This window comes from Rhizobium sp. K33, assembly GCF_056501445.1.
This window is the reverse complement of record NZ_CP096478.1, coordinates 525,026-544,115: the sequence shown is the minus strand read 5'-3', so window position 1 is coordinate 544,115 and position 19,090 is coordinate 525,026. Positions and strand designations below refer to the sequence as shown.

Annotated in this window: 20 protein-coding genes; 9 read left to right on the top strand and 11 right to left on the bottom strand. The window is 62.9% G+C overall.

From position 1 onward, the window contains the following. Positions 1 to 217: 217 nt before the first annotated feature. The 6 genes from M1E12_RS02545 to M1E12_RS02520 all read left to right on the top strand — a co-directional run bounded on the left by M1E12_RS02545 (position 218) and on the right by M1E12_RS02520 (position 7,449). A complete protein-coding gene (locus tag M1E12_RS02545; protein WP_479563635.1) occupies positions 218 to 898 on the top strand; it encodes an energy-coupling factor ABC transporter ATP-binding protein in 681 nt (226 codons plus the stop codon). Further along, a complete protein-coding gene (locus tag M1E12_RS02540) occupies positions 892 to 1,497 on the top strand; it encodes an energy-coupling factor transporter transmembrane component T family protein (RefSeq protein ID WP_479563634.1) in 606 nt (201 codons plus the stop codon). The genes M1E12_RS02545 and M1E12_RS02540 overlap by 7 nt, the downstream gene beginning before the upstream one ends. 29 nt (positions 1,498 to 1,526) lie before the next feature. After that, the gene (locus tag M1E12_RS02535; RefSeq protein ID WP_479563633.1) at positions 1,527 to 2,090 is read left to right on the top strand and encodes a biotin transporter BioY; all 564 of its coding nucleotides are present in this window, start codon (positions 1,527 to 1,529) and stop codon (positions 2,088 to 2,090) included. An 81-nt stretch (positions 2,091 to 2,171) separates the two neighbouring features. After that, positions 2,172 to 3,200 carry a DUF4424 domain-containing protein gene (locus M1E12_RS02530; protein ID WP_479563632.1) on the top strand — a complete coding sequence of 343 codons (1,029 nt, stop codon included), beginning with the start codon at positions 2,172 to 2,174 and terminating at the stop codon, positions 3,198 to 3,200. A gap of 223 nt (positions 3,201 to 3,423) precedes the next feature. After that, the gene (locus M1E12_RS02525) at positions 3,424 to 5,433 is read left to right on the top strand and encodes a methyl-accepting chemotaxis protein (protein ID WP_479563631.1); all 2,010 of its coding nucleotides are present in this window, start codon (positions 3,424 to 3,426) and stop codon (positions 5,431 to 5,433) included. Between the two features lie 171 nt (positions 5,434 to 5,604). Continuing rightward, on the top strand, positions 5,605 to 7,449 hold the full coding sequence (locus M1E12_RS02520) for a methyl-accepting chemotaxis protein (RefSeq protein WP_479563630.1): 1,845 nt from the start codon (positions 5,605 to 5,607) through the stop codon (positions 7,447 to 7,449). 82 nt (positions 7,450 to 7,531) lie between these two features. On the opposite strand, the gene M1E12_RS02515 is transcribed toward M1E12_RS02520, so the two are convergent. The 3 genes from M1E12_RS02515 to M1E12_RS02505 form a co-directional block, all read right to left on the bottom strand. After that, complete coding sequence (locus M1E12_RS02515; RefSeq protein ID WP_479563629.1) at positions 7,532 to 7,789, bottom strand: DUF2188 domain-containing protein; 258 nt, start codon at positions 7,787 to 7,789, stop codon at positions 7,532 to 7,534. Positions 7,790 to 7,798: 9 nt separating this feature from the next. Next, positions 7,799 to 8,122, bottom strand: coding sequence for a hypothetical protein (locus M1E12_RS02510; RefSeq protein WP_136538351.1), 324 nt, complete (start codon positions 8,120 to 8,122; stop codon positions 7,799 to 7,801). Between the two features lie 156 nt (positions 8,123 to 8,278). Then, complete coding sequence (locus M1E12_RS02505) at positions 8,279 to 8,881, bottom strand: superoxide dismutase (protein ID WP_479563628.1); 603 nt, start codon at positions 8,879 to 8,881, stop codon at positions 8,279 to 8,281. Between the two features lie 195 nt (positions 8,882 to 9,076). Between M1E12_RS02505 and M1E12_RS02500 the strand changes: the two genes are divergently transcribed. Beyond that, positions 9,077 to 9,406 (top strand): hypothetical protein, encoded by a 330-nt coding sequence (locus tag M1E12_RS02500; RefSeq protein ID WP_479563627.1) that lies wholly within the window; start codon positions 9,077 to 9,079, stop codon positions 9,404 to 9,406. Positions 9,407 to 9,410: 4 nt separating this feature from the next. Here the strand turns inward: M1E12_RS02500 and M1E12_RS02495 are convergent, their stop codons facing one another. Beyond that, positions 9,411 to 9,752: a YkgJ family cysteine cluster protein gene (locus M1E12_RS02495; protein WP_479563626.1), complete on the bottom strand. Its 342-nt coding sequence runs from the start codon at positions 9,750 to 9,752 to the stop codon at positions 9,411 to 9,413. Between the two features lie 4 nt (positions 9,753 to 9,756). Further along, on the bottom strand, positions 9,757 to 10,941 hold the full coding sequence (locus M1E12_RS02490; RefSeq protein WP_479563625.1) for an MFS transporter: 1,185 nt from the start codon (positions 10,939 to 10,941) through the stop codon (positions 9,757 to 9,759). Positions 10,942 to 11,095: 154 nt separating this feature from the next. Between M1E12_RS02490 and M1E12_RS02485 the strand changes: the two genes are divergently transcribed. Then, positions 11,096 to 11,437 (top strand): type II toxin-antitoxin system RelE/ParE family toxin, encoded by a 342-nt coding sequence (locus tag M1E12_RS02485; RefSeq protein ID WP_479563624.1) that lies wholly within the window; start codon positions 11,096 to 11,098, stop codon positions 11,435 to 11,437. On the opposite strand, the gene M1E12_RS02480 is transcribed toward M1E12_RS02485, so the two are convergent. The 3 genes from M1E12_RS02480 to M1E12_RS02470 form a co-directional block, all read right to left on the bottom strand. Then, positions 11,434 to 11,745, bottom strand: coding sequence for a helix-turn-helix domain-containing protein (locus tag M1E12_RS02480; protein WP_479563623.1), 312 nt, complete (start codon positions 11,743 to 11,745; stop codon positions 11,434 to 11,436). The genes M1E12_RS02485 and M1E12_RS02480 overlap by 4 nt on opposite strands. A 67-nt stretch (positions 11,746 to 11,812) precedes the next feature. Then, the gene (dxs, locus tag M1E12_RS02475; protein ID WP_113460623.1) at positions 11,813 to 13,732 is read right to left on the bottom strand and encodes a 1-deoxy-D-xylulose-5-phosphate synthase; all 1,920 of its coding nucleotides are present in this window, start codon (positions 13,730 to 13,732) and stop codon (positions 11,813 to 11,815) included. Positions 13,733 to 13,821: 89 nt separating this feature from the next. Continuing rightward, on the bottom strand, positions 13,822 to 14,748 hold the full coding sequence (locus M1E12_RS02470) for a pirin family protein (RefSeq protein WP_479563622.1): 927 nt from the start codon (positions 14,746 to 14,748) through the stop codon (positions 13,822 to 13,824). A gap of 243 nt (positions 14,749 to 14,991) precedes the next feature. Between M1E12_RS02470 and M1E12_RS02465 the strand changes: the two genes are divergently transcribed. Beyond that, positions 14,992 to 15,357, top strand: coding sequence for a response regulator (locus tag M1E12_RS02465; protein ID WP_113460694.1), 366 nt, complete (start codon positions 14,992 to 14,994; stop codon positions 15,355 to 15,357). A 37-nt stretch (positions 15,358 to 15,394) separates the two neighbouring features. On the opposite strand, the gene M1E12_RS02460 is transcribed toward M1E12_RS02465, so the two are convergent. The 3 genes from M1E12_RS02460 to M1E12_RS02450 all read right to left on the bottom strand — a co-directional run bounded on the left by M1E12_RS02460 (position 15,395) and on the right by M1E12_RS02450 (position 18,947). Then, positions 15,395 to 15,769, bottom strand: coding sequence for a DUF1850 domain-containing protein (locus M1E12_RS02460; RefSeq protein ID WP_479563621.1), 375 nt, complete (start codon positions 15,767 to 15,769; stop codon positions 15,395 to 15,397). Beyond that, positions 15,766 to 17,898, bottom strand: coding sequence for a TRAP transporter permease (locus M1E12_RS02455; protein ID WP_479563620.1), 2,133 nt, complete (start codon positions 17,896 to 17,898; stop codon positions 15,766 to 15,768). The genes M1E12_RS02460 and M1E12_RS02455 overlap by 4 nt, the downstream gene beginning before the upstream one ends. Before the next feature lie 92 nt (positions 17,899 to 17,990). Continuing rightward, a complete protein-coding gene (locus M1E12_RS02450; protein ID WP_479563619.1) occupies positions 17,991 to 18,947 on the bottom strand; it encodes a TAXI family TRAP transporter solute-binding subunit in 957 nt (318 codons plus the stop codon). Positions 18,948 to 19,090 lie beyond the last annotated feature (143 nt).

The following is a 19,090-nucleotide window of genomic DNA, read 5'->3' as shown; positions in this document are numbered from 1 at the left end:
GCGCCAAAGCCCGGATCTCTTCACCTTGCGGCTACTGACCCTTGCGGGTGCGTGGGGAGGCCGTTCCCACCTCGAAACTTATGCCATAAATATCGGAAATCTGCGGCCAGATGTCAAGAAATCGAACTGATTTCCGGCTGAACCGGATGCCTTGGACATTCCCCTCCGCGGTCCCCATCGCTATAGAGGCATCTCTTGCTCCCGGAGACCATCCGCCTTGCATATCCGTTTCGACCAGACCGAGCTGCGCTTCGGCGACCGCGTGGCCCTCTTGCCGCTGACGCTGTCGCTGGTGGAGCGACGCATCGGCGTCATCGGCTTGAACGGTTCGGGCAAGACGAGCTTTGCGCGGCTGATCGCGGGGCTCGCCAAGCCGACGTCGGGACAGGTGACGCTGGATGGGCTGGATACCGTTGCCGACGAAAAGGAAGCGCGGGCGAAGACGGGGTTCATTTTCCAGAACCCGGGCAACCAGATCATCTTGCCCAATATTCGCGAGGATATCGCACTCGGGCCGAAGTCGCGGGGACTTGCCGCGGGCGAGGTCGAGCGCCTGGTGGATGTGGCGCTGGACAGGTTCGGCATCCGCGCGCTTGGCGCGCGGCGGCCGCATGAGCTTTCCGGCGGCGAGTTGCAGCTCGCGGCACTCGCTGCCGTCTGCGTGAACCGTCCGGAGCTGGTGATCTTCGACGAACCGACCAACCAGCTGGATCTGAAAAACCGCGCCCGCGTCAAGACCGCGATCGAGGGGCTGGCCGAGCAGGCCGTTGTCATCAGCCACGATCTCGACCTCGTCGCAGATTTCGAGCGGGTGCTGGTCTTCGATCAGGGAGCGCTCGCCTTCGATGGTGCTGGCCAAGCGGCCATCACACGCTACCGGGAGATCGCCGGATGCTGACGAGCCTGCATATCGAGGGTACAAGCCCGCTGCATCGTCTTTCGGTGAAGCCGAAGCTTGCAGGGCTGATGGCCTTCGGGCTCGCGCTCTATTTCGTCGACCGGCCATGGGTGCTGGGCGCCGCGCTCGCCCTGTCCGGCCTCTTCTATCTCTCCACGGGTGTCGGTCTTCTCGAAGGGCTGCGGCGGCTGAAGCCGGTGCTCTTTACCATCGCCTTTCTCGCCGCCGTCAATCTGCTGCTCTTGCCGCCGCTCGAGGCGCTCGTGATCACGCTGCGGCTCGTTGCCATCGTTTTCCTCGCGGCTGCCGTTACGGCTTCAACCACCATTGCCGACTTCATGGCCGCGATCACGGATCTCGCCCGGCCGCTGGAGCGGCTGGGGCTGATCAAGGCTTCAGATCTCGGGCTGGCGCTTGGGCTGGTCTTGCGTTTCGTGCCCGAGATTGCCGCGCGTTATGAGGCGCTGAAAGAAGCGCATGCCGCGCGCGGCATCCCGGTCAGGCTGTCGCGCATGCTGGGCCCGCTGATCATTTCGACGTTGAAGGATGCGGACCGGATCGCCGAGGCGATTGACGCGCGGGGGATTAGGGGTCACTAAAACCCTCAAAGTTACCGGGGACCCCTTGCATGACCACCAGAGACATCGTCCTTTCCGCCCTCTTCACTGCCATCATCATCGTCCTGGGCTTCATTCCGCCCGTGCCGATCCCGTTGCTGCCGGTCCCGATCACCGCCCAGTCCATGGGCGTCATGCTTGCCGGCTGCATCATCGGCGCCAAGCGCGGTGCGGCCGCCTATGCGCTGCTCGTGGTGCTCGTCGCCGTTGGTCTGCCGGTTCTCTCCGGTGGTCGTGGCGGCCTCAACGTGCTGATGGGCCCAACGGGCGGCTACATCTTCGGCTGGATCATCGGCACCTTCGTCACCGGCTTCCTTGCCGAAAAGCTCGTGCGCGAAGGCCAGTCGGCGGCCAGGCAGATGGCTGGCTTTTTCATCGCCTCCGTCGTCGGGGGCATCGGCGTCGTCTATCTCTGCGGCATGCCGTGGCTTTCGGTCGTGGCCGGCACGCCTTTCGACAAGGTGGTTCTCGGCTCGCTCGCCTTCATTCCGGGCGACCTAGTCAAGGCGGCGATTGCCACGCTTGCAGCCCGCGCCGTGATTGCCGGCTACCCGCTTCTGCCGGCCCGCGCATAACACCCAGAAAGCGTCGTTCAAGAATCGAAATGCCACCGCTAAGGTGGCATTTTCTGTTTCAGGTTCCGGGGGATTTGGACCGTGACGACACTGCCGAGACTGCTGCTCGCCTGCGCCTTGCCGGCGCTTGCCACGACATCCGTGCTGGCCAATGACACGATGGCGACGCTGGAGGCCGGCGGCCTGGTCTTTACCCGCAGCGAAGAGATCACCATGGCGCGGGAGGATCTCTATATCTCGCCGGAAAAAGTGGAGGTGAAATACCTCTATCGCAACACCAGCGACAAGCCGGTCAGCACCATCGTCGCCTTCCCCATGCCGAAGATCGGCGGCTCGGTCGAGATCATGTCGGCGGTGCCGGACGAACAGAGCGACAACTTCATGGACTTTTCCGTGACGCAGGACGGCGAGGAGATCGAGCCGAACCTGCAGCAGCGGGTGCTGGTGCGCGGCATCGATTTCACCACCGAGGTGGAAGACCAGGAGATCCCGCTTCAACCGCTCGCGGGGGAAACGACGGAGGCGCTGAAGACGCTTCAGCCTGATGTCATCGAGGATTGGCTCGCCAAGGGCCTGATCGTCGACATCAATGCCGGGTCGGGCAGCGACGTGGAGCCCGAATACGCGCCTGTCTGGGAACTCGAATCGATCTATTGGTGGGAGACGACCTTCCCGGCCGGTGCCGATGTCGCGGTCGAGCACAGATACAAGCCAAGCGTTGGCGGCATTTCCGGTCTCAGCTTTGTCTGGGATGGAAAGCCGACGGAGTATTTCGCAGAGGTTCAGAAGCGCTACTGCGCCGACGAGGCTTTCCTCAACGCCGCGACCAAGCTCGAAAAGAGGCAGAACCCCGATGCCGGGATCTACTATTTCGAGCAGTGGCTCTCCTACATCCTCACCACCGGCAACAACTGGTTTGGACCGATCGGTGATTTTCGCCTGACCGTCGACAAGCTGAACACCGAAACGATCGTCAGCTTCTGCGGCCAAGGGGTGAAGAAGACCGGCCCGACCACCTTCGAGATGCGCGCCAAGGACTACTACCCGGAACAGGATCTCCACGTCCTGCTCGTCGTGTCGAACAAGGTCGCCATGCAGGATGCCGAGTGACGGTCGCAACCGCGACTAAATCATCGACTGCGACAATTCTGCCTTGTCGCGGTAACGGCTTGTAAAATCGTTTCCGACAGGATCACCGCGATCGGTCGCTTCCGGTGTCCCCCTGAGCGCTCCATGATGGAGACGCAAACGCCCGAACGGATCATGTCATCGCAGCAGTGCGACGCCGTCTCTCCGGCTGTCCTGCCCTCTTCGCGCGCCCGAAAGTCCAGACATGTTTCTCAAGAACCTTTCTCTCAGCAAGAAGCTGATCCTTACCTTTTGCACCATCATGGCCGGATGTTTCCTGGCCTCCGTCGTGGTCTTCGTTCAGGCCTATACGGCCAAGACCGCATTGATCGACCAGGACCGCGCCCAGCGCATCGTCACTCTCGTCGACGCCGCAAAAACCGCTATGGCCGAGCAGGCAGCCAACGAACGCGGCTATCTGCTGTTCGGCAGCGAAAGCACGCTTGCCGCCGTCACAACCGAGCGGCAGGCGCTCGATGCTGCCATCACCGAAGCCCGGACGTTGGCGGCCGATGACAGTGCGCTCCTGGCGCGCCTGGATGCCATGCGCGCGGCCGCTCAGACCTATGCAACCGAAGTCGCGGATCCGCAGATTGCCGCCCGCAAGGCCGGCCAGACCTCTCTCGAAGAGATCGCAACCATTGGCGCGTCTGGCGCAGCTGGCGCTCTCGATGCCTTCCGGGCTGCCGCCGCCGACATCAAGACTGCCCTTGCCGCCGAAACGGCCGCGACCCGCGCCCGCGTGGACGGCGCGCATTTTGCGCTTGAAATGGCGCTGGTGCTTGGCGCTGGCGTCGCGGGCGTCTTTGCCGTCGGCCTGATCTGGTTGCTTGCCCGCTCGATTGTCACGCCGATCACCGGCATGACCAATGCGATGAGCCGTCTCGCCGCCGGCGATCATGCCGTGGAAGTGCCGGCCGTCGACCGTGGGGATGAAGTCGGCCGCATGGCGAAGGCCGTGCTGGTGTTCAAGGACGCAGCGATCGACAGCGCCCGCATGGCCGAAGAACGTCGCACGATGCGCGAACAGGCCGAGGCGGATCGCCAGAAGGCCGAGGCCGAGAAGGCCCGCGAGGCAGAGGAAGTCCGCTTTGCCATGACCGAACTGGCCAAGGGTCTCGCCGCACTCTCCGATGGCGACGTGGTCTTCCGGCTGGAGAAGCCGTTTGCGGCCCATCTCGACAGCCTGCGCGGCAACTTCAACGACTCGCTTGAGAAGCTGCACGCGGCTCTCAGAACCGTCGGCGCCAACGCGCATGCCATCCATGCGGGTGCTGCCGAAATTCGCGCCTCCGCCGATGACCTTGCCCGACGCACCGAACAGCAAGCGGCCTCCGTCGAGGAAACCGCAGCCGCCGTCGAACAGGTGACCAAGACCGTGCGCGATACCGCCAAGCGCGCCGAAGATGTCGGGCAGCTGGTCGAAAGCACCCGTTCCGGCGCCGAGCGATCCGGCGAGGTCGTGCGCAATGCGGTGTCGGCAATGACCGAGATCGAGCAGTCCTCGCAGTCGATTTCCAGCATCATCGGCGTGATCGAGGATATCGCCTTCCAGACGAACCTTCTGGCGCTGAATGCCGGCGTCGAGGCCGCTCGCGCGGGCGAGGCCGGCAAGGGCTTTGCCGTCGTCGCGCAGGAGGTGCGTGAACTGGCGCAGCGCTCGGCAAATGCCGCCAAGGAGATCAAGTCGCTCATTTCGCGGTCGACCGCACAGGTCGGCAACGGCGTGGCTCTTGTCGGCGAAACCGGCGTTGAACTCGAGAAGATCGTCAGCGCCGTGCAGGAGATCAGCCATCATGTCGGCGCGATCGTGGTTGCGGCCCGCGAACAGTCCACCGGTCTGCAGGAGATCAATCTTGCGGTGACGGCGATGGATCAGGGCACGCAGCAGAACGCCGCCATGGTCGAAGAGCAGACGGCAGCGTCGCACACGCTTGCCGCAGAAGCGGATTCGCTCAACACGCTGCTTGCCCAGTTCCGCCTCGGCCAGGGGAATGCCATCCCGGCACCTTCCGGGCAGCCTCATCGGGTGGCATCGCCCGCTGGGGTGACTGCAGGACCGAAAGCTGCACCGCGCCAACCGGCGGCCGCATCCGCGGGGCATGCGCCGGCTCCCTCGCCGGCCCGGGCTCTTGCCGGCAAGCTCGGCCGTGCCTTCGGGATGGCATCGGCGGCGCAAGCGGAACCAGCCAAGCAGGACTGGACGGAATTCTGATGCTCGGGCCGGGCAGCAATGCCCGGCTTTGATCCCAGCCCCGGCGACGTGAGAACAAAAACTTAAAGTCAGCCGCGAAATCTAATAGTTTTCAGCCAAAGAATTAACCAATGTCCCCCATTCTCGCGCCATTGACAGGGCTGCGCCCGCAGCCGTGGGGATGGGACACAAATGTTGAAATCGTTGAAGAGAATACCGCTCTCGGTGCAGATGGTGCTCGGGATCGGGATCGCGGTGGCCGCCATTCAGGCGGGAACCGCGGCTTATGAAATTTCCGCCGAGCGCCTGAGCCTGACCGACAAGGCAGCCAAGCGCGGCGATGCGGCCCTCGACATGCTCGAGTCGGTGCACACGCAGGCGATGTTGAACCGCAAGGAAGTCGGAGAAGATGATCCCGCCATCGAGACTCTCGATGGCACGATGGAGCAGTTCTCCAATGCCGGTGGCAGCGTCAAAATCTGGCTGGTGATGGGGCCGAAGGTCATCGACTTCCAGAAGGCGCAGGGCGAGACGGAGTTCGAGAGCCCGCGTGACGCACTCGACCAGCAGACGATCGACAAGCTGCAGAAGCTGAACAGCCTCGAAGGCGAGACATTCCGGATGACGCGCCCTGTCGTCCTTGGTCAGGGCAGCGCCTCCGACGAGAAATGCGCGACCTGTCATACCGCGCAGATGAACATCAATCCGGGTGAAGTGATCGGCGTCTATAGTGCCGAAGTGGATCTCGCACCGGAGCTCGCCGCCTGGCGGGACAATGTCTGGACCCGCATCTGTATCGGAGCCGGTGCGATCGGTCTCATGATCGTTCTGGTCGTTGCCATGCTGCGTCTGACGGCCATCAACCCGCTGCGCAACCTGACCCAGGCGACGGAAAAGCTGGCCAATGGCCATCTCGACATCGAGATCGGCAATCGCGAGCGCAGCGACGAATTGGGCATCATGGCGCGCGCGCTCGAAGTCTTCCGCGACAACCTGCGGCGCAACAAGTCGCTGGAAGTCGAAGCCGAACAGGCACGGCAGAAGGCGGAGGCGCATCGGCTGGACGTCGAGCGCCGCGCCGAAGAAGAAGCCGCCGAGCGTTTGCGTGTCGCCACTGCAGGTCTTGCCGGTGGTCTGAGAAGGCTCGCTTCCGGCGACCTCGCCTTCCAGATCGACCAGCCCTTTGCGGAGAACTTCGAAACGCTGCGGCACGACTTCAACTCGTCGGTCCGCGAACTGGCGGCGACGATGGACCGGATCCGCGAGACTGCCGGCACGATTGACGGTGGTAGCGCGACCATCGCCGACGGCGCACGTGAACTGGCCCGACGGACCGAAAGCCAGGCGGCATCGCTCGAGCAGACCGCCGCGTCCCTGAAGGAGATCAATTCGACGGTTTCGGCCGCCAATCAGCGTGTTGCGGAAGCGCAAAGCGTTGCCAAGAAGGCCAATGACAGCGCTCTCGCCTCCGGCAAGGTCGTGACCGAAGCGGAAGACGCCATGCACCGGATCGAGGAGAGTGCGCAGCAGATCTCCAACATCATCGGTGTGATCGACGAAATCGCCTTCCAGACGAACCTGCTCGCCCTGAATGCGGGCGTCGAAGCCGCGCGTGCGGGCGAAGCCGGCAAAGGTTTTGCCGTGGTCGCTCAGGAAGTTCGTGAACTTGCCCAGCGCTCGGCAAATGCCGCGAAGGAGATCAAGGCCCTGATCCAGAATTCGACCGCTCAGGTGGCGAATGGCGTACAGCTGGTCCATGGCACCGGCGAGACGCTGCTGCAGATCGGTGATCTGATCCAGAAAATGAACGAGCATATGGACGCGATCGCAGACTTCACACGCGATCAGGCGAGCAATCTGCGCGATATTGGTGGCGCGGTGGATACGCTCGATATCGTCACGCAGCAGAATGCCCAGGTGTCCGAACAGTCGAGCAGTGAAGCCAACCGGCTGGCCGCGGAAGCCGGCTCCCTGAGCGAGATGATCCAGCGCTTCAAGCTACCCGGCAGCAGCCACGCCTATCGCCGCGCGGCCTGAGATCTCTCTGCCATATGAACACGAGAAAGCCCGCGGCTCGCGCCACGGGCTTTCCCTTTTGCCTGGACTCAGAACAGTCAGGCTACCGGTCGTCCTCGACATCGTCGACGACGTCCGTCATGGGGCGGTCCGCACCGTCCGCATGTTCGTGATGCCACTCACCTTCGGCGTCCTGCCAGCTGATTTCGGCATCGCCATCTGCGAGTTGCTGAGCCCCGGCTGCCTGCCTTGCGGCGGCAAGCGCTTCGTCATGTGTCGGATAGGGCTCGGAATAGACGTCACCCAGGCGGTAGGCATAGCCTTCGTCGTGAGCGACAACGTGATAGGTCACCTTTACCATGCGGCGACCTCAGTGCCAGCGCCAACGGTTGTCACGTGCCGGCGTCGAGGTGGCAACGAGATAACCGATGACACCGCCGATGATGCCGAGTGTGATGAGTGCCGTGGAGGTGGCGGCCGGATGGCGGCGGGCGACGCCGGCCACGCTGTCTGCACCGTCACGGGCATAATCGGCGACAGTGCCTGCCGCACGGGCGGCACCATGCCATGCTTCGGCTGCGCGGTGGCGCGCATCATAGCCGGTGCGCGAGGCCTGGCGGCCGATGACATCCTTCAACTCGGTCATCTGTTCGCGCAGTTCACGCAGTTCTGCCTGCAGGTTGGACGTCGCCATGGTCGGCTCCTTTTCTTGTTTCGGGATCTTGCCCAAGAAACGTGAGCGACGCGCGATGGTTCCACTGCTTAGAACCGTTGGGCCAAATGTTGCTGCAAAGCAAAACGCCCGGCGCTGGGCACCGGGCGTTTCGAACTCATGAAGTGGCGATACCGCTTACTTCGTTGCGGCTTCGTACATTTCGAGCACGTAGTCCCAGTTGATCAGGCTGTCGACGAAGGCTTCCAGATACTTCGGACGCGCATTGCGGTAGTCGATGTAGTAGGAGTGTTCCCAGACGTCGACGCCGAGGATCGGGGACGCGCCGTGGACCAGCGGGTTCTCGCCGTTCGGGGTCTTGGAGATTTCGAGCTTGCCGTCCTTGACGGAGAGCCAGGCCCAGCCGGAGCCGAACTGCGTGGTGCCGGCTGCAACGAAATCGGCCTTGAACTTGTCATAGCCGCCGAGGTCGCTGTCGATGGCAGCCTGCAGCTTGCCAGGCAGCTTGGTGCCGCCGCCGTCCTTCTTCATCCAGTTCCAGAAGTGGATGTGATTGTAGTGCTGGCCGGCATTGTTGAAGAGGCCGGCATTCTTGCCATAGGACTGCTTGACGACTTCTTCGAGCGACAGGCCTTCGAGACCGGAATCCTTCAGGAGGTTGTTGCCGTTCGTCACATAGGCCTGGTGGTGCTTGTCGTGGTGAAACTCGAGCGTTTCAGCCGACATGAACGGTGCCAGCGAGTCGTAAGCGTACGGGAGGGCGGGCAATTCGAAGGCCATGTGAGATCTCCTTTTGGCAAATGGATTGCGTTTTGGCAGGTGACGGGAACATAGGTGCGGAACATCGCTCAGGCAACCGTTGCCCTTCCAAAATCCGGCCTGTCGGCGAAAGAAATGTCTTTCGTTTTTGGACTTGAAGGCAGTCGGTTTGCGCCCGATCTTGCCTGCACCCTGCCCGTCACGCAAAGGTTCGCCATGTCCCGTTTTCCCCGCCTCGTCCTTGCCTCTGTCCTGCTGAGCCTGCCCAGCGGCTTTGCGGCGCTCGCCTCTTCCGATGCCGCCTGGGAGGAGTTCGCTAAGGATGTTGCGGCCAAATGCACAGCGCTCGCCGAAGGCCGCATGGAGCAGCCGAAAGTGGTCGTCGATCCCTTCGGGACGGAGAGCTATGGCGTGGCCATCCTGACCGGCAAGGCCGTCGGGGCGGGTGCAGTCGTCAGCTCGATCTGCGTCTATGACAAGAAGACGCAAACGGCTGAAATCGGAGGAGAATTGCCGTCCGACCAGGTGACGATCACCATTCCCTGACGTGTCAGGCCTCGTAGGCCTCCGGTTCCGGCAAGTCGTCGATCGGAAAGCCAAATCCAGCGCGGGCGATCTTGCATTCCTCGTCGCCGGGCATGCAGGTGCGGCAGACATGCGGCCGAACGAGGTAGACGGCGCAGCCGACATGCTTGCCAACCCCGCCTGTGAGGGCCGCGCAGCGTCCGTTCTCGAACTTCATGCCGCTCTCATCCCTGGCGATCATCGCTTCGGGGATGGCGGCGATTTCCTCGTCGCTTTCCATGGAAAAGCGCGGCCAGTCGGCAGAATAGGCGCAGCAGGCGCCGCAGGTCTGGCAATCGAAGATCTCGGGCGGCGATGTCTCGAGCATGAGCTCAGCCCTTCGAGGCGCGAATGCGCATCAGGTTCAGGGCGAAGAAGCCGGTGAAGCCCAGCATCAGCAGGCCGACGAAGGCAGGCCCCGCATCGACAGAGACGAGATCCATGGTGAGGCCCGTGCTGCCGGAGCCGGCGGCACTGCCAATCGCGTAAGCGAGCGCGAAGACGGCGGCGCCTGAGACCAGCAGGCCACCACGAAAGCGTTCGCCGAGCAAAGTGAGGGCCGCCGTGTAGAGTGAGAAGCTCGCGGCACCGAGGATCGAGATGGTGATCAGCAGGGCTGCCTGCGACGTCATCACGGGCAGCGCCAGGAAGGCAACCGCCGTGACCAGCGAGCCGCAAACGGCGATCACGGGCCGCGACAGGCGATCCAGGAGCCAGCCGACGAAGGGCTGGGCGAGCGCCGTCGGCAGCGCCACCATGGTGACGACGAAGGCTGCGAAATTCTGGCTGTAGCCACGCTCGACGAAATAGAGCGGGATCATCGAGATCGCCGCGATATCCGAAAAGCCGAAGGCGACGACCATCAGCGTCAGCACCGGGGCGAGCCTGACGAAGGTCAGGAGCCCGCCGGCTTCCGAAGCTTCCGGCTTCGTCTTGGCATAACGCCCCAGCATGACCGAAGCAAAGGCGACGAGCGCGACATAGGCCGCCGTCATCGCGAAGGCGAAACCGTCCTCGATGCCGACAAGCGGAATGGCAAGCGGCCCGGCGGCAAAGCCTGCGCACATGCCGGCACTATAGGCACCGGATACGCGGCCGCGCAGGCGATCCGGACAGGCGGTGTTCAACCAGGCTTCGGAGACGGTGTAGATGATGCTGGTGCAGAAGCCGAGCAGGAAGCGGGCGACGAACCAGACGGTGAGACTGTCGAAGGCGGAGAAGGTGGCAAGACAGAGGGAGACGCCGCACAACGAGGCAACGATCAGCCTGTCGCCGCGCACAACCTGCGTCAGCCTGCCGATCAGAAGCGTCGAGGAGGCGAGGCCGAGCGCAAAGACCGAGGCGTTCAAGCCCGCCATGCTGGAGGAGACGCCCCGGCTTTCGAGGATCAGCGAGATCAGCGGATAGGTGAGCCCCTGCCCCACCGCAAAGGCCGTGACGCCCAAGATCACGACCGCAATCGCCGCCCAGTCGGGCGCGACGTCCGGTGCGATATCCGTGGTGTGAGCCGTCTGCATGAAGCCTCCAGAACCCCTATGAGGGTCTGCTGATGAGGCTCCGGTCTAGCGGGGGGATCGGGGGAAGTCCAGAGTGGGGCGGACTTGCCGTTTCTACGCGGATATGCGGAGATGCAACCTGAAGTCTATTTGGATTGCGCGGTTGGGTGGACGCATGAAGAAGTTCGTCTTTGTCAACGAAGCGGCCAAACGCGCCTTTCTCGATCTGCCAAGGGAGATCCAGCGCCAGTTCGGCACCGACCTGCAGGCAGTGCAAAGGGGTGAACCGCCGTTTTCACGCTGGAAGCATCTGACCGAGACAGTCGGCCCGGGCGCCATAGAACTGATCGAGAATGCACCCAATGCTTATCGTACGATCTACTGCGCCAAGTTCGCGGAGACGGTCTACATCCTACACACCTTTACCAAGACCACCAACAGCGTTGACAGACATGCCATGAGAACGGCTGCGGAACGATACAAGCTCATGCTGCAAATGCTGAGAGCAAAGCCTTAAGCCGCCTGAACGACCTCACAAACAACTCGACCATCCGCGTCGACAGACGGCCGAAGCCGTACATTCAGGCGCGCAAGCAGACCAATCAGTTTGTCGGCGGAGAAGAGGTCGATCTTGCCGCGCATCAATTCGCTGACGCGCGGCTGAGACACGCCGAGCGCCTCTGCCATCTCTGCCTGCCGCAGCTTTCTTTCCTCAAGCAACTTGCGGAGGGTCAACATCAGATCGGCGCGAAACTGGAGATCAGCAGCTTCCGCCGGGCTCTCTGCCATTGCGTCAAAGATGTTATCGTATTCGAGACGTTCCACCGCGCACCTGTGAGATTTATACGGATTTACGTATAATCCGTCGTCCTCGGCGCAGTGTCAACCTGCCTCAACCCGCCGCGATGACACCCGGCACGTCCTGGCCCAGCGCCGCGAACACCGTCTTCAGGATACCCGCCGCATCCAGTCCTGCCTTGGCGTACATCACTTCGGGCTTGGCCTGGTCCATCCAGACATCCGGCAGCACCAGCGAGCGGACCTTTAGGCCGTTGTCGAGCAGGCCCTCGTTGACGAGGAAATGCACGACCTGACTGCCGAAGCCGCCGACGGCGCCTTCTTCGACGGTCACCACCACTGCATGGTGGCGGGCGAGCTGGCGGATGAGGTCGTGATCCAAGGGCTTGGCGAAGCGGGCGTCGGCAACCGTGGTCGAGAGGCCTGCGGCATCCAGGTCTTCGGCAGCGAGCAGACAGTCGGCCAGGCGCGTGCCGAAGGAGAGGAGTGCGACTTTCGAGCCTTGCTTGACGATACGGCCCTTGCCGATCTCGAGAATGTCGCCGCGCTCCGGCAGGGGCACGCCCACACCTTCGCCGCGCGGATAACGGAAGGAGATCGGGCCCTCGTCATAGGCGGCGGCGGTGCGGACCATGTGCTTCAGCTCCGCTTCGTCCGCGGCGGCCATGACCACGAAGCCCGGAAGGGCTGCGAGAAAGCCGGTATCGAAGGAACCGGCATGGGTCGGGCCATCGGCGCCGACGAAGCCGGCGCGGTCGATCGGGAAACGAACCGGCAGCTTCTGGATGCCGACATCGTGGACGACCTGGTCATAGCCACGCTGCAGGAAGGTCGAATAGAGCGCGCAGAAGGGCTTGTAACCTTCGGCGGCAAGCCCGGCTGCAAAGGTCACCGCATGCTGCTCGGCGATCCCGACGTCAAAGGTGCGCTCAGGGAACAGGTTCTGCAACTTGTCGAGGCCGGTGCCCGAGGGCATGGCCGCGGTGATGCCGACGATCTTCTCGTCGTGGCGGGCTTCCTCGACGAGAGCCTCGGCGAAAACGGAGGTGTAGGCCGGGGCATTCGGCTTGGCCTTGGCCTGGGTGCCGGTGATCACGTCGAACTTGTTGACGCCATGATATTTGTCGGCTGCGGCTTCTGCCGGCGGGTAGCCCTTGCCCTTCTGCGTTACCACATGGATCAGCACCGGGCCCTTCTGGTTATCGCGCACATTGCGCAGCACCGGCAGGAGATGGTCGAAGGAATGACCGTCGATCGGGCCGATATGGTAGAAGCCAAGTTCCTCGAACATGGTGCCGCCGGTGACATAGCCGCGGGCGTGCTCGACGGCGCGGGTGATCGCGCGGTCAAAACCCTTGCCGAGATAGGCGGTCAGTTTCTTGCCGAATTCACGGAAGCCCATATAGGTCCGGCCGGAGGCAAGGCGCGCGAGATAGGCGCTCATGGCACCCGTCGGCGGCGCGATCGACATGTCGTTGTCGTTCAAGATGACGATCAGGCGGGCGTCGAGCGCACCGGCGTTGTTCAGGGCTTCATAGGCCATGCCCGCCGACATGGCGCCGTCGCCGATGACGGCGATCACCTTGCGGTCCGACTTCGAAAGCTCGGCTGCGACCGCCATGCCGAGGCCGGCGGAAATCGAGGTCGAGGAATGGGCGGCACCGAAGGGGTCGTATTCGCTTTCGGCGCGCTTGGTGAAGCCGGACAGGCCATCTTCCTGGCGCAGCGTGCGGATGCGCTCGCGGCGGCCGGTCAGGATCTTGTGCGGATAGCACTGGTGACCGACGTCGAAAATCAGCCGGTCATCCGGCGTCTCGAAGACCTTGTGGATGGCAATCGTCAGCTCGACGACGCCGAGGCCGGCGCCCAGATGTCCACCCGTCTTCGACACCGCGTCGATCATCTCGTCACGGACCTCGCGCGCCAGCTGCGGCAGGTCGCGATCCTCGATGGTCTTCAGGTCCTTGGGAAACTTGACCTTGTCCAGGAGCGGCGTATCGGGCAGGGATGTCACGGGCTGATGCCTCTTCAGTCTGTTTGGATGCGCGATACCATCCCCCGACGATCAGGGCAATTCCACGTCATCAAGCGCTTATATAGCTGTCAACGGCCCTCCGGCAAAGGCACGAACTCGTCTTCGTCACCGGGAACGATATCAAAACGGCCGGTTCTCCACTCTTCCTTGGCCTGTTCGATGCGCTCCTTGGACGACGAAACAAAGTTCCACCAGATATGTTTCTTCGTTTCCATCGCCGCGCCACCAAAGAGCATGACGTGACAGCCGGCGGCGCCCCCGATCAGAGTGATCTCGTCTCCGGGGCGGAAGACCAGAAGCTGGTCCTGCGCGAAGCGATCGCCGGCGACCTCGATCTCGCCGGAGAGAATGTAGAGCGCGCGCTCCTCCTGGCTCGCGTCGAAGGGAAAGCGTGCGCCGGGCTCGAGCGTCAGATCCACGTAAAGTGTTTCGGAGAAGGTCGTGACCGGTGAGCGCAGGCCGCCCAATCCCCCGATCACCACACGGCCCGAAGCACCGCGATCATTGAAGGTCGGCAGATCCGCCTTGGCCGTATGGGCGAAGGATGGATCGATTTCCTCCAGGTGATCCGGAAGCGCGATCCAGGTCTGGAGACCGGACATGGAAAGCGGGTGGCCGCGCAGATTTTCCGGCGTGCGCTCGGAATGGACGATGCCGGAGCCGGCGGTCATCAGATTGATGTCGCCAGGTGCGATCACGAGTTCTGTGCCAAGACTGTCGCGATGCTTGATCTCGCCGTCGAAGAGATAGGTGACGGTGGACAGACCGATATGCGGGTGCGGACGCACGTCCATGGCCTCGTCCGCCTTCAGGACGGCGGGCCCCATGCGATCGAAGAAGATGAAGGGACCGACCAAACGGCGGCGCACGGAGGGAAGCGCGCGGCGCACGGCAAAACCACCGATGTCGCTTGAACGGGGGATGATCAGGTGCTCGATCGCGTCGCAGGCAAAGGCATCACCGGGGACCGGGTCATTGCCGGGGAAGAAGGACATGGGAAACCTCCGTTTTAGATCGTCTCAGGTTATCAGGTCTCCGGCCGGATCATAGGACGGATCGACGGTCCGCGGGTGACGCATCGTTCACTTTCAGCCCATCAGCGGCATCCATCGCGCTACAGCGTCTGGATCGGCACTCAAGTCAATTAATCCTAAATAAGGCATATCTAACTATTGTCGTCGCAGCCTCTCGAACGGTTGAGTATGGCTCCAGCGAAGCGCGACGAAAGCGAGGCAATCTTGGTGAAGAAAATTCTGGCCGTTGATGATTCCAGGACCATCCTGTCCATGGTGACCCAGACGCTTGAAAACGCCGGCTACGAGACGCTGCAGGCAGAAGATGGCATTCAGGGGCTGGAAGTTCTGGAAGGCAATGCTCCGGACCTCATCATCACCGACATCAACATGCCAAGGCTCGACGGTTTCGGCTTCATCGAGCGTATCCGCCGCAGCGATCGTTACCGAGCCATTCCCATCCTCGTGCTGACGACGGAAAACGATCCTCAGAAGCGGGAGCGCGCCCGCAAGGCCGGTGCAACTGGCTGGATCGTCAAGCCGTTCGAAGCGGCCAAACTTGTCGACACCGTGGGACGGTTGAGTGGCTGAGGAGGCCGCGCGAAGCTTGCTTGCGACGCGGTACACCTCAGGGAGAGGCAGACGGGGTGCAGGCGGTAATCACGCTGTCCTCGCCAGCCTTCATGCCCAAGGTCATGCATCCAGCGTCGTGGCAAAGTGTCCAACCGCCAGGCGTTTTTCCAGACGCGGCCAGCCGCAGCTCTGGAAGTGGCGGCAGTGGCGGCGTCCAGCGCCACCAGCCGTCTTCGAGGATTGCCCCCTCCCCCGGCTCCATGCCGGCCCCCGATCCCTTGACGCTCGCCTGCTTCAGCTGCAGCCCGTCAGACGTCACCGCCCACTCCTCCCGCCACTCGACCTTTTCGACCGAGTGGACCCAGGACAGCGTGAAGCTCGTGGTCGGGATCGTTAGGACGGTGGCAGCAAGGGCGATGCAGAGGCTCATGACGTCTCGATCTTGGGAGTCTCGATCTTGGGTGGCGCGTTGCCGACCGGCGCGGGCGCCTTGCCGGGGAATTTCCATACGAGCAGGCCGAAGAGCAGCACCAGTGCGCCGCCGATCTCGTCTGTAATCGGCAAGGCCGCAACGAGGAAGAAGGCGGCGGCCGCAGCGACCAGACGGTGCAACAGCGGCAGCGGACGGTTGAGATAACCGATGACCGCCACACCCCAGAGACCGATCGACAGGCTGGCCTTGACGACGATGTAGAGGACGGCGAGCGGATAGCCAATAGCCTCGGCCAGCGGGCCTCCGTCCTGCAGCATCAGGGCCGGCGTGTAGACCGCCATGAAGGGAATGACGAAACCGGCAGCGGCCACCTTCACCGCCTCGAAGGAGATGCGGAGCCCCGATTCCCGCGCGATCGGTGCGGCGGCGAAACAGGCGAGCGCCACCGGTGGCGTCAGATCGGCGAGGATGCCGAAATAGAAGACGAACATGTGGCTGACGATCAGCGGCACGCCGAGCTCGAGCAGTGCCGGCCCGGCGATCGACGAGGTGATGATGTAGTTGGGGATTGTCGGAATGCCCATGCCGAGCACGATGCAGGTCAGCATGGTCAGGATCAGCGAGAGGAAAAGGCTGTGCTCGCCGACCGCGACGACGAACTGGCCGAAGGTGTTGGCCGCACCCGTCAGTGTCATGGTGCCGACGATGATGCCGACGACGGCACAGGCGATGCCGACGGGAAGTGCGGTCTTGGCACCATCGGCGAGGCTGTCGACGCTGAGCTTCAGCGCCTGCCGGCCGCCCTTGACCAGAAAATTCCAGGCAATCAGCACCAGGATGGCGATCAAGACAGCGCGGAAGCCATACTGGAAGAAGGAGGCACCGGCGATGCCGATACCGATCCAGAAGATGGTGCGGATGGCCGTATTCGACATACCGATGGCGATCGAGCTGCCGAGGATAAGCAGCATGGTGAGGGCGAGGCCGGCGGTTCCGGCAAAGAGCGGCGTGTAGCCGGAGAAGAGCAGCCAGACGAGGGCAGCGAGCGGCAGCAGCAGATACCACTGTCGGCGGATGGCGGCGGAGGCGGAGGGCAAGTCCTTGGGGTCGAGACCGCTCAAGCCCCGCTTGCCGGCTTCGAGATGGACCATCCAGAAGACCGAGGCGAAATAGAGGATCGCCGGGATCAGCGCTGCCTTGACGATTTCGGCATATTCCACGCCGAGCGTCTCGGCCATGATGAAGGCGACAGCGCCCATCACGGGCGGCATGATCTGACCGCCCATCGACGACGTCGCCTCGACGCCGCCGGCAAAGGCCGGGCGATAGCCGAAGCGCTTCATGAGCGGGATGGTGAACTGGCCTGTTGTCACGACATTGGCGACACCGGAGCCGGAGATCGTGCCCATCAGGCCGGACGAGATGACCGAGACCTTGGCCGGGCCGCCCTGCTTGTGACCGACGAGACCGAGCGAGATGTCGGTGAAGAGCTTGATCATGCCAGCGCGCTCCAGGAAGGAGCCGAACAGGATGAACAGGAAGATGTAGGAAGAGGACACATAGGTCGGGACGCCGTAGATGCCTTCGGTGCCATAGGCCATGTGGTCGATGACCTGGGCGAAGTCATAGCCGCGGTGATTGAGCGGCGACGGGAGATACTGGCCGAAGAAACAATAGGCCAGGAAAAGGCCCGAGATGATCGGCAATGCGGGGCCCATGATCACCCAGGCGCCGATGAAGACGGTCGCGATGGCCACCACGCCGACATAGAGATCCAGGGTGATGAGATCGCCGGCGCGCAGGATCAGCGGCTCGTATTCGACATATTGGTAGACGGCAACGGCGACACCCGCCGTCGCCAGCGCCCAGGCGCCCGCGGTGTAGAAGGCCCCTTTGCGGACATTGGCAGCAACCAGAGGAAAGCCGAGAAGCAGCAGGAAGGCAACGTGGGTGGAGCGCACCAACTGGCTCGGCATGTCGATCAGATGCGCGGCGGTCGCGATCTGGAACAGCGAAAAGGCAACCGCAATGCCATAGAGCAGCTTGCCTTCGGCGCTGGCCGGGAAATGCTGCTCGTGGGTGTTCGGTTCATGCGACAGGGTCTGGTCCGCAGTCGAGGCGCTCATGGATATCCGTCCGAAAAGGTAAGCCGAGGGCAAAGGACCGGGCGGCATGGCACCCGCCCAGTCCCTTCAGAAAGCTTTAGAGGCCCGCGGGCTCACAGCATGCCCTTTTCCTTGTAATAGCGCTCGGCGCCCGGATGCAGCGGGATCGGCATGCCCTTGGTGGCGTCCTCCAGCTTGATGTCCTTGGCCGCATTATGCGCAGCCTGCATCTCCGGCAGGTTCTCGAAGAGCTGCTTGGTCATCTCGTAGGCGAGATCATCCGACACCTCGGAATGGGTCACCAGGAAGTTGACGACGGCAACCGTCGGCACGTCTTCCGTCTGGCCCTCGTAGGTGCCGGCCGGAATGGTCGCGGCGATATAGGGAGCGCCCAGCGCATTGGCGACTTCAGCGGGAACGGCGACCAGCGAGACCGGCAGCGAGGTCGACAGGTCCTTCAGCGAGGCCACGCCGAGACCGGCGGACTGCAGCGTCGCGTCGAGCTGGCGGTTCTTGATCAGTTCGACGGATTCGGCAAAGGGCAGATATTCGGTCTTGCCGAGATCCTCGTAGCTCATGCTGGCCGCCCCGAGAATGGCGCGGGCATTGAGCTCGGTGCCGGACTTGGGCGCACCGACCGACAGGCTCTTGCCCTTGAGGTCGGCCAGCGAGGTGACACCGGAATCCTTGGTGGCGACGATCTGGATATAGTTCGGATAGATGGCCGCGATGCCGCGCAGCTTGTCGAGCGGCGCCTTGAAGCCGGCATCGGCATTGCCCTCGGCCGCCAGCTTGACGCTGTCGCCGAGCGAGAAGCCGATTTCGCCCTTGCCCTGCTGCAGAAGATTGAGATTTTCGACCGACGCCTTGGTCGCCTGCACCTGGGTGCGGACATCCGGGATCTTCTCGCCGTAGATCTTCGACAGTGCGACACCCAGCGGATAATAGACGCCCGAGGTGCCGCCGGTCAGCACGTTGACGAATTGCTCGGCGCGCGCGCCGGATGTGCCAAATGCGACAGACGCGGCCAGAGCGGCAGCGGCCAAGGTGCTAAGTCTTGAAAAATGCATGATTGTCCTCCCAAACAATGTTTGCAATTGCGACATCATGGTGAGGCGAGACAGGGGCGTCAATCGACAAATTGACAGTTCGGGCGAATGGCCGCCCGGCTCACGACCCGAACAGTCTGTTTTGCAACCGACATCCGCTGGGA

Coding starts and splice junctions, on each gene's coding strand:
- M1E12_RS02525 (WP_479563631.1), top strand. CDS start 3,424: ATGTTTCTCAAGAACCTTTCTCTCAGCAAGAAGCTGATCCTTACCTTT.
- M1E12_RS02485 (WP_479563624.1), top strand. CDS start 11,096: ATGAAGAAGTTCGTCTTTGTCAACGAAGCGGCCAAACGCGCCTTTCTC.
- M1E12_RS02510 (WP_136538351.1), bottom strand. CDS start 8,122: ATGGCGACGTCCAACCTGCAGGCAGAACTGCGTGAACTGCGCGAACAG.
- M1E12_RS02455 (WP_479563620.1), bottom strand. CDS start 17,898: ATGAGCGCCTCGACTGCGGACCAGACCCTGTCGCATGAACCGAACACC.
- M1E12_RS02460 (WP_479563621.1), bottom strand. CDS start 15,769: ATGAGCCTCTGCATCGCCCTTGCTGCCACCGTCCTAACGATCCCGACC.
- M1E12_RS02490 (WP_479563625.1), bottom strand. CDS start 10,941: ATGCAGACGGCTCACACCACGGATATCGCACCGGACGTCGCGCCCGAC.
- M1E12_RS02450 (WP_479563619.1), bottom strand. CDS start 18,947: ATGCATTTTTCAAGACTTAGCACCTTGGCCGCTGCCGCTCTGGCCGCG.
- M1E12_RS02520 (WP_479563630.1), top strand. CDS start 5,605: ATGTTGAAATCGTTGAAGAGAATACCGCTCTCGGTGCAGATGGTGCTC.
- M1E12_RS02505 (WP_479563628.1), bottom strand. CDS start 8,881: ATGGCCTTCGAATTGCCCGCCCTCCCGTACGCTTACGACTCGCTGGCA.
- M1E12_RS02470 (WP_479563622.1), bottom strand. CDS start 14,748: ATGTCCTTCTTCCCCGGCAATGACCCGGTCCCCGGTGATGCCTTTGCC.
- M1E12_RS02540 (WP_479563634.1), top strand. CDS start 892: ATGCTGACGAGCCTGCATATCGAGGGTACAAGCCCGCTGCATCGTCTT.
- M1E12_RS02535 (WP_479563633.1), top strand. CDS start 1,527: ATGACCACCAGAGACATCGTCCTTTCCGCCCTCTTCACTGCCATCATC.
- M1E12_RS02500 (WP_479563627.1), top strand. CDS start 9,077: ATGTCCCGTTTTCCCCGCCTCGTCCTTGCCTCTGTCCTGCTGAGCCTG.
- M1E12_RS02495 (WP_479563626.1), bottom strand. CDS start 9,752: ATGCTCGAGACATCGCCGCCCGAGATCTTCGATTGCCAGACCTGCGGC.
- M1E12_RS02515 (WP_479563629.1), bottom strand. CDS start 7,789: ATGGTAAAGGTGACCTATCACGTTGTCGCTCACGACGAAGGCTATGCC.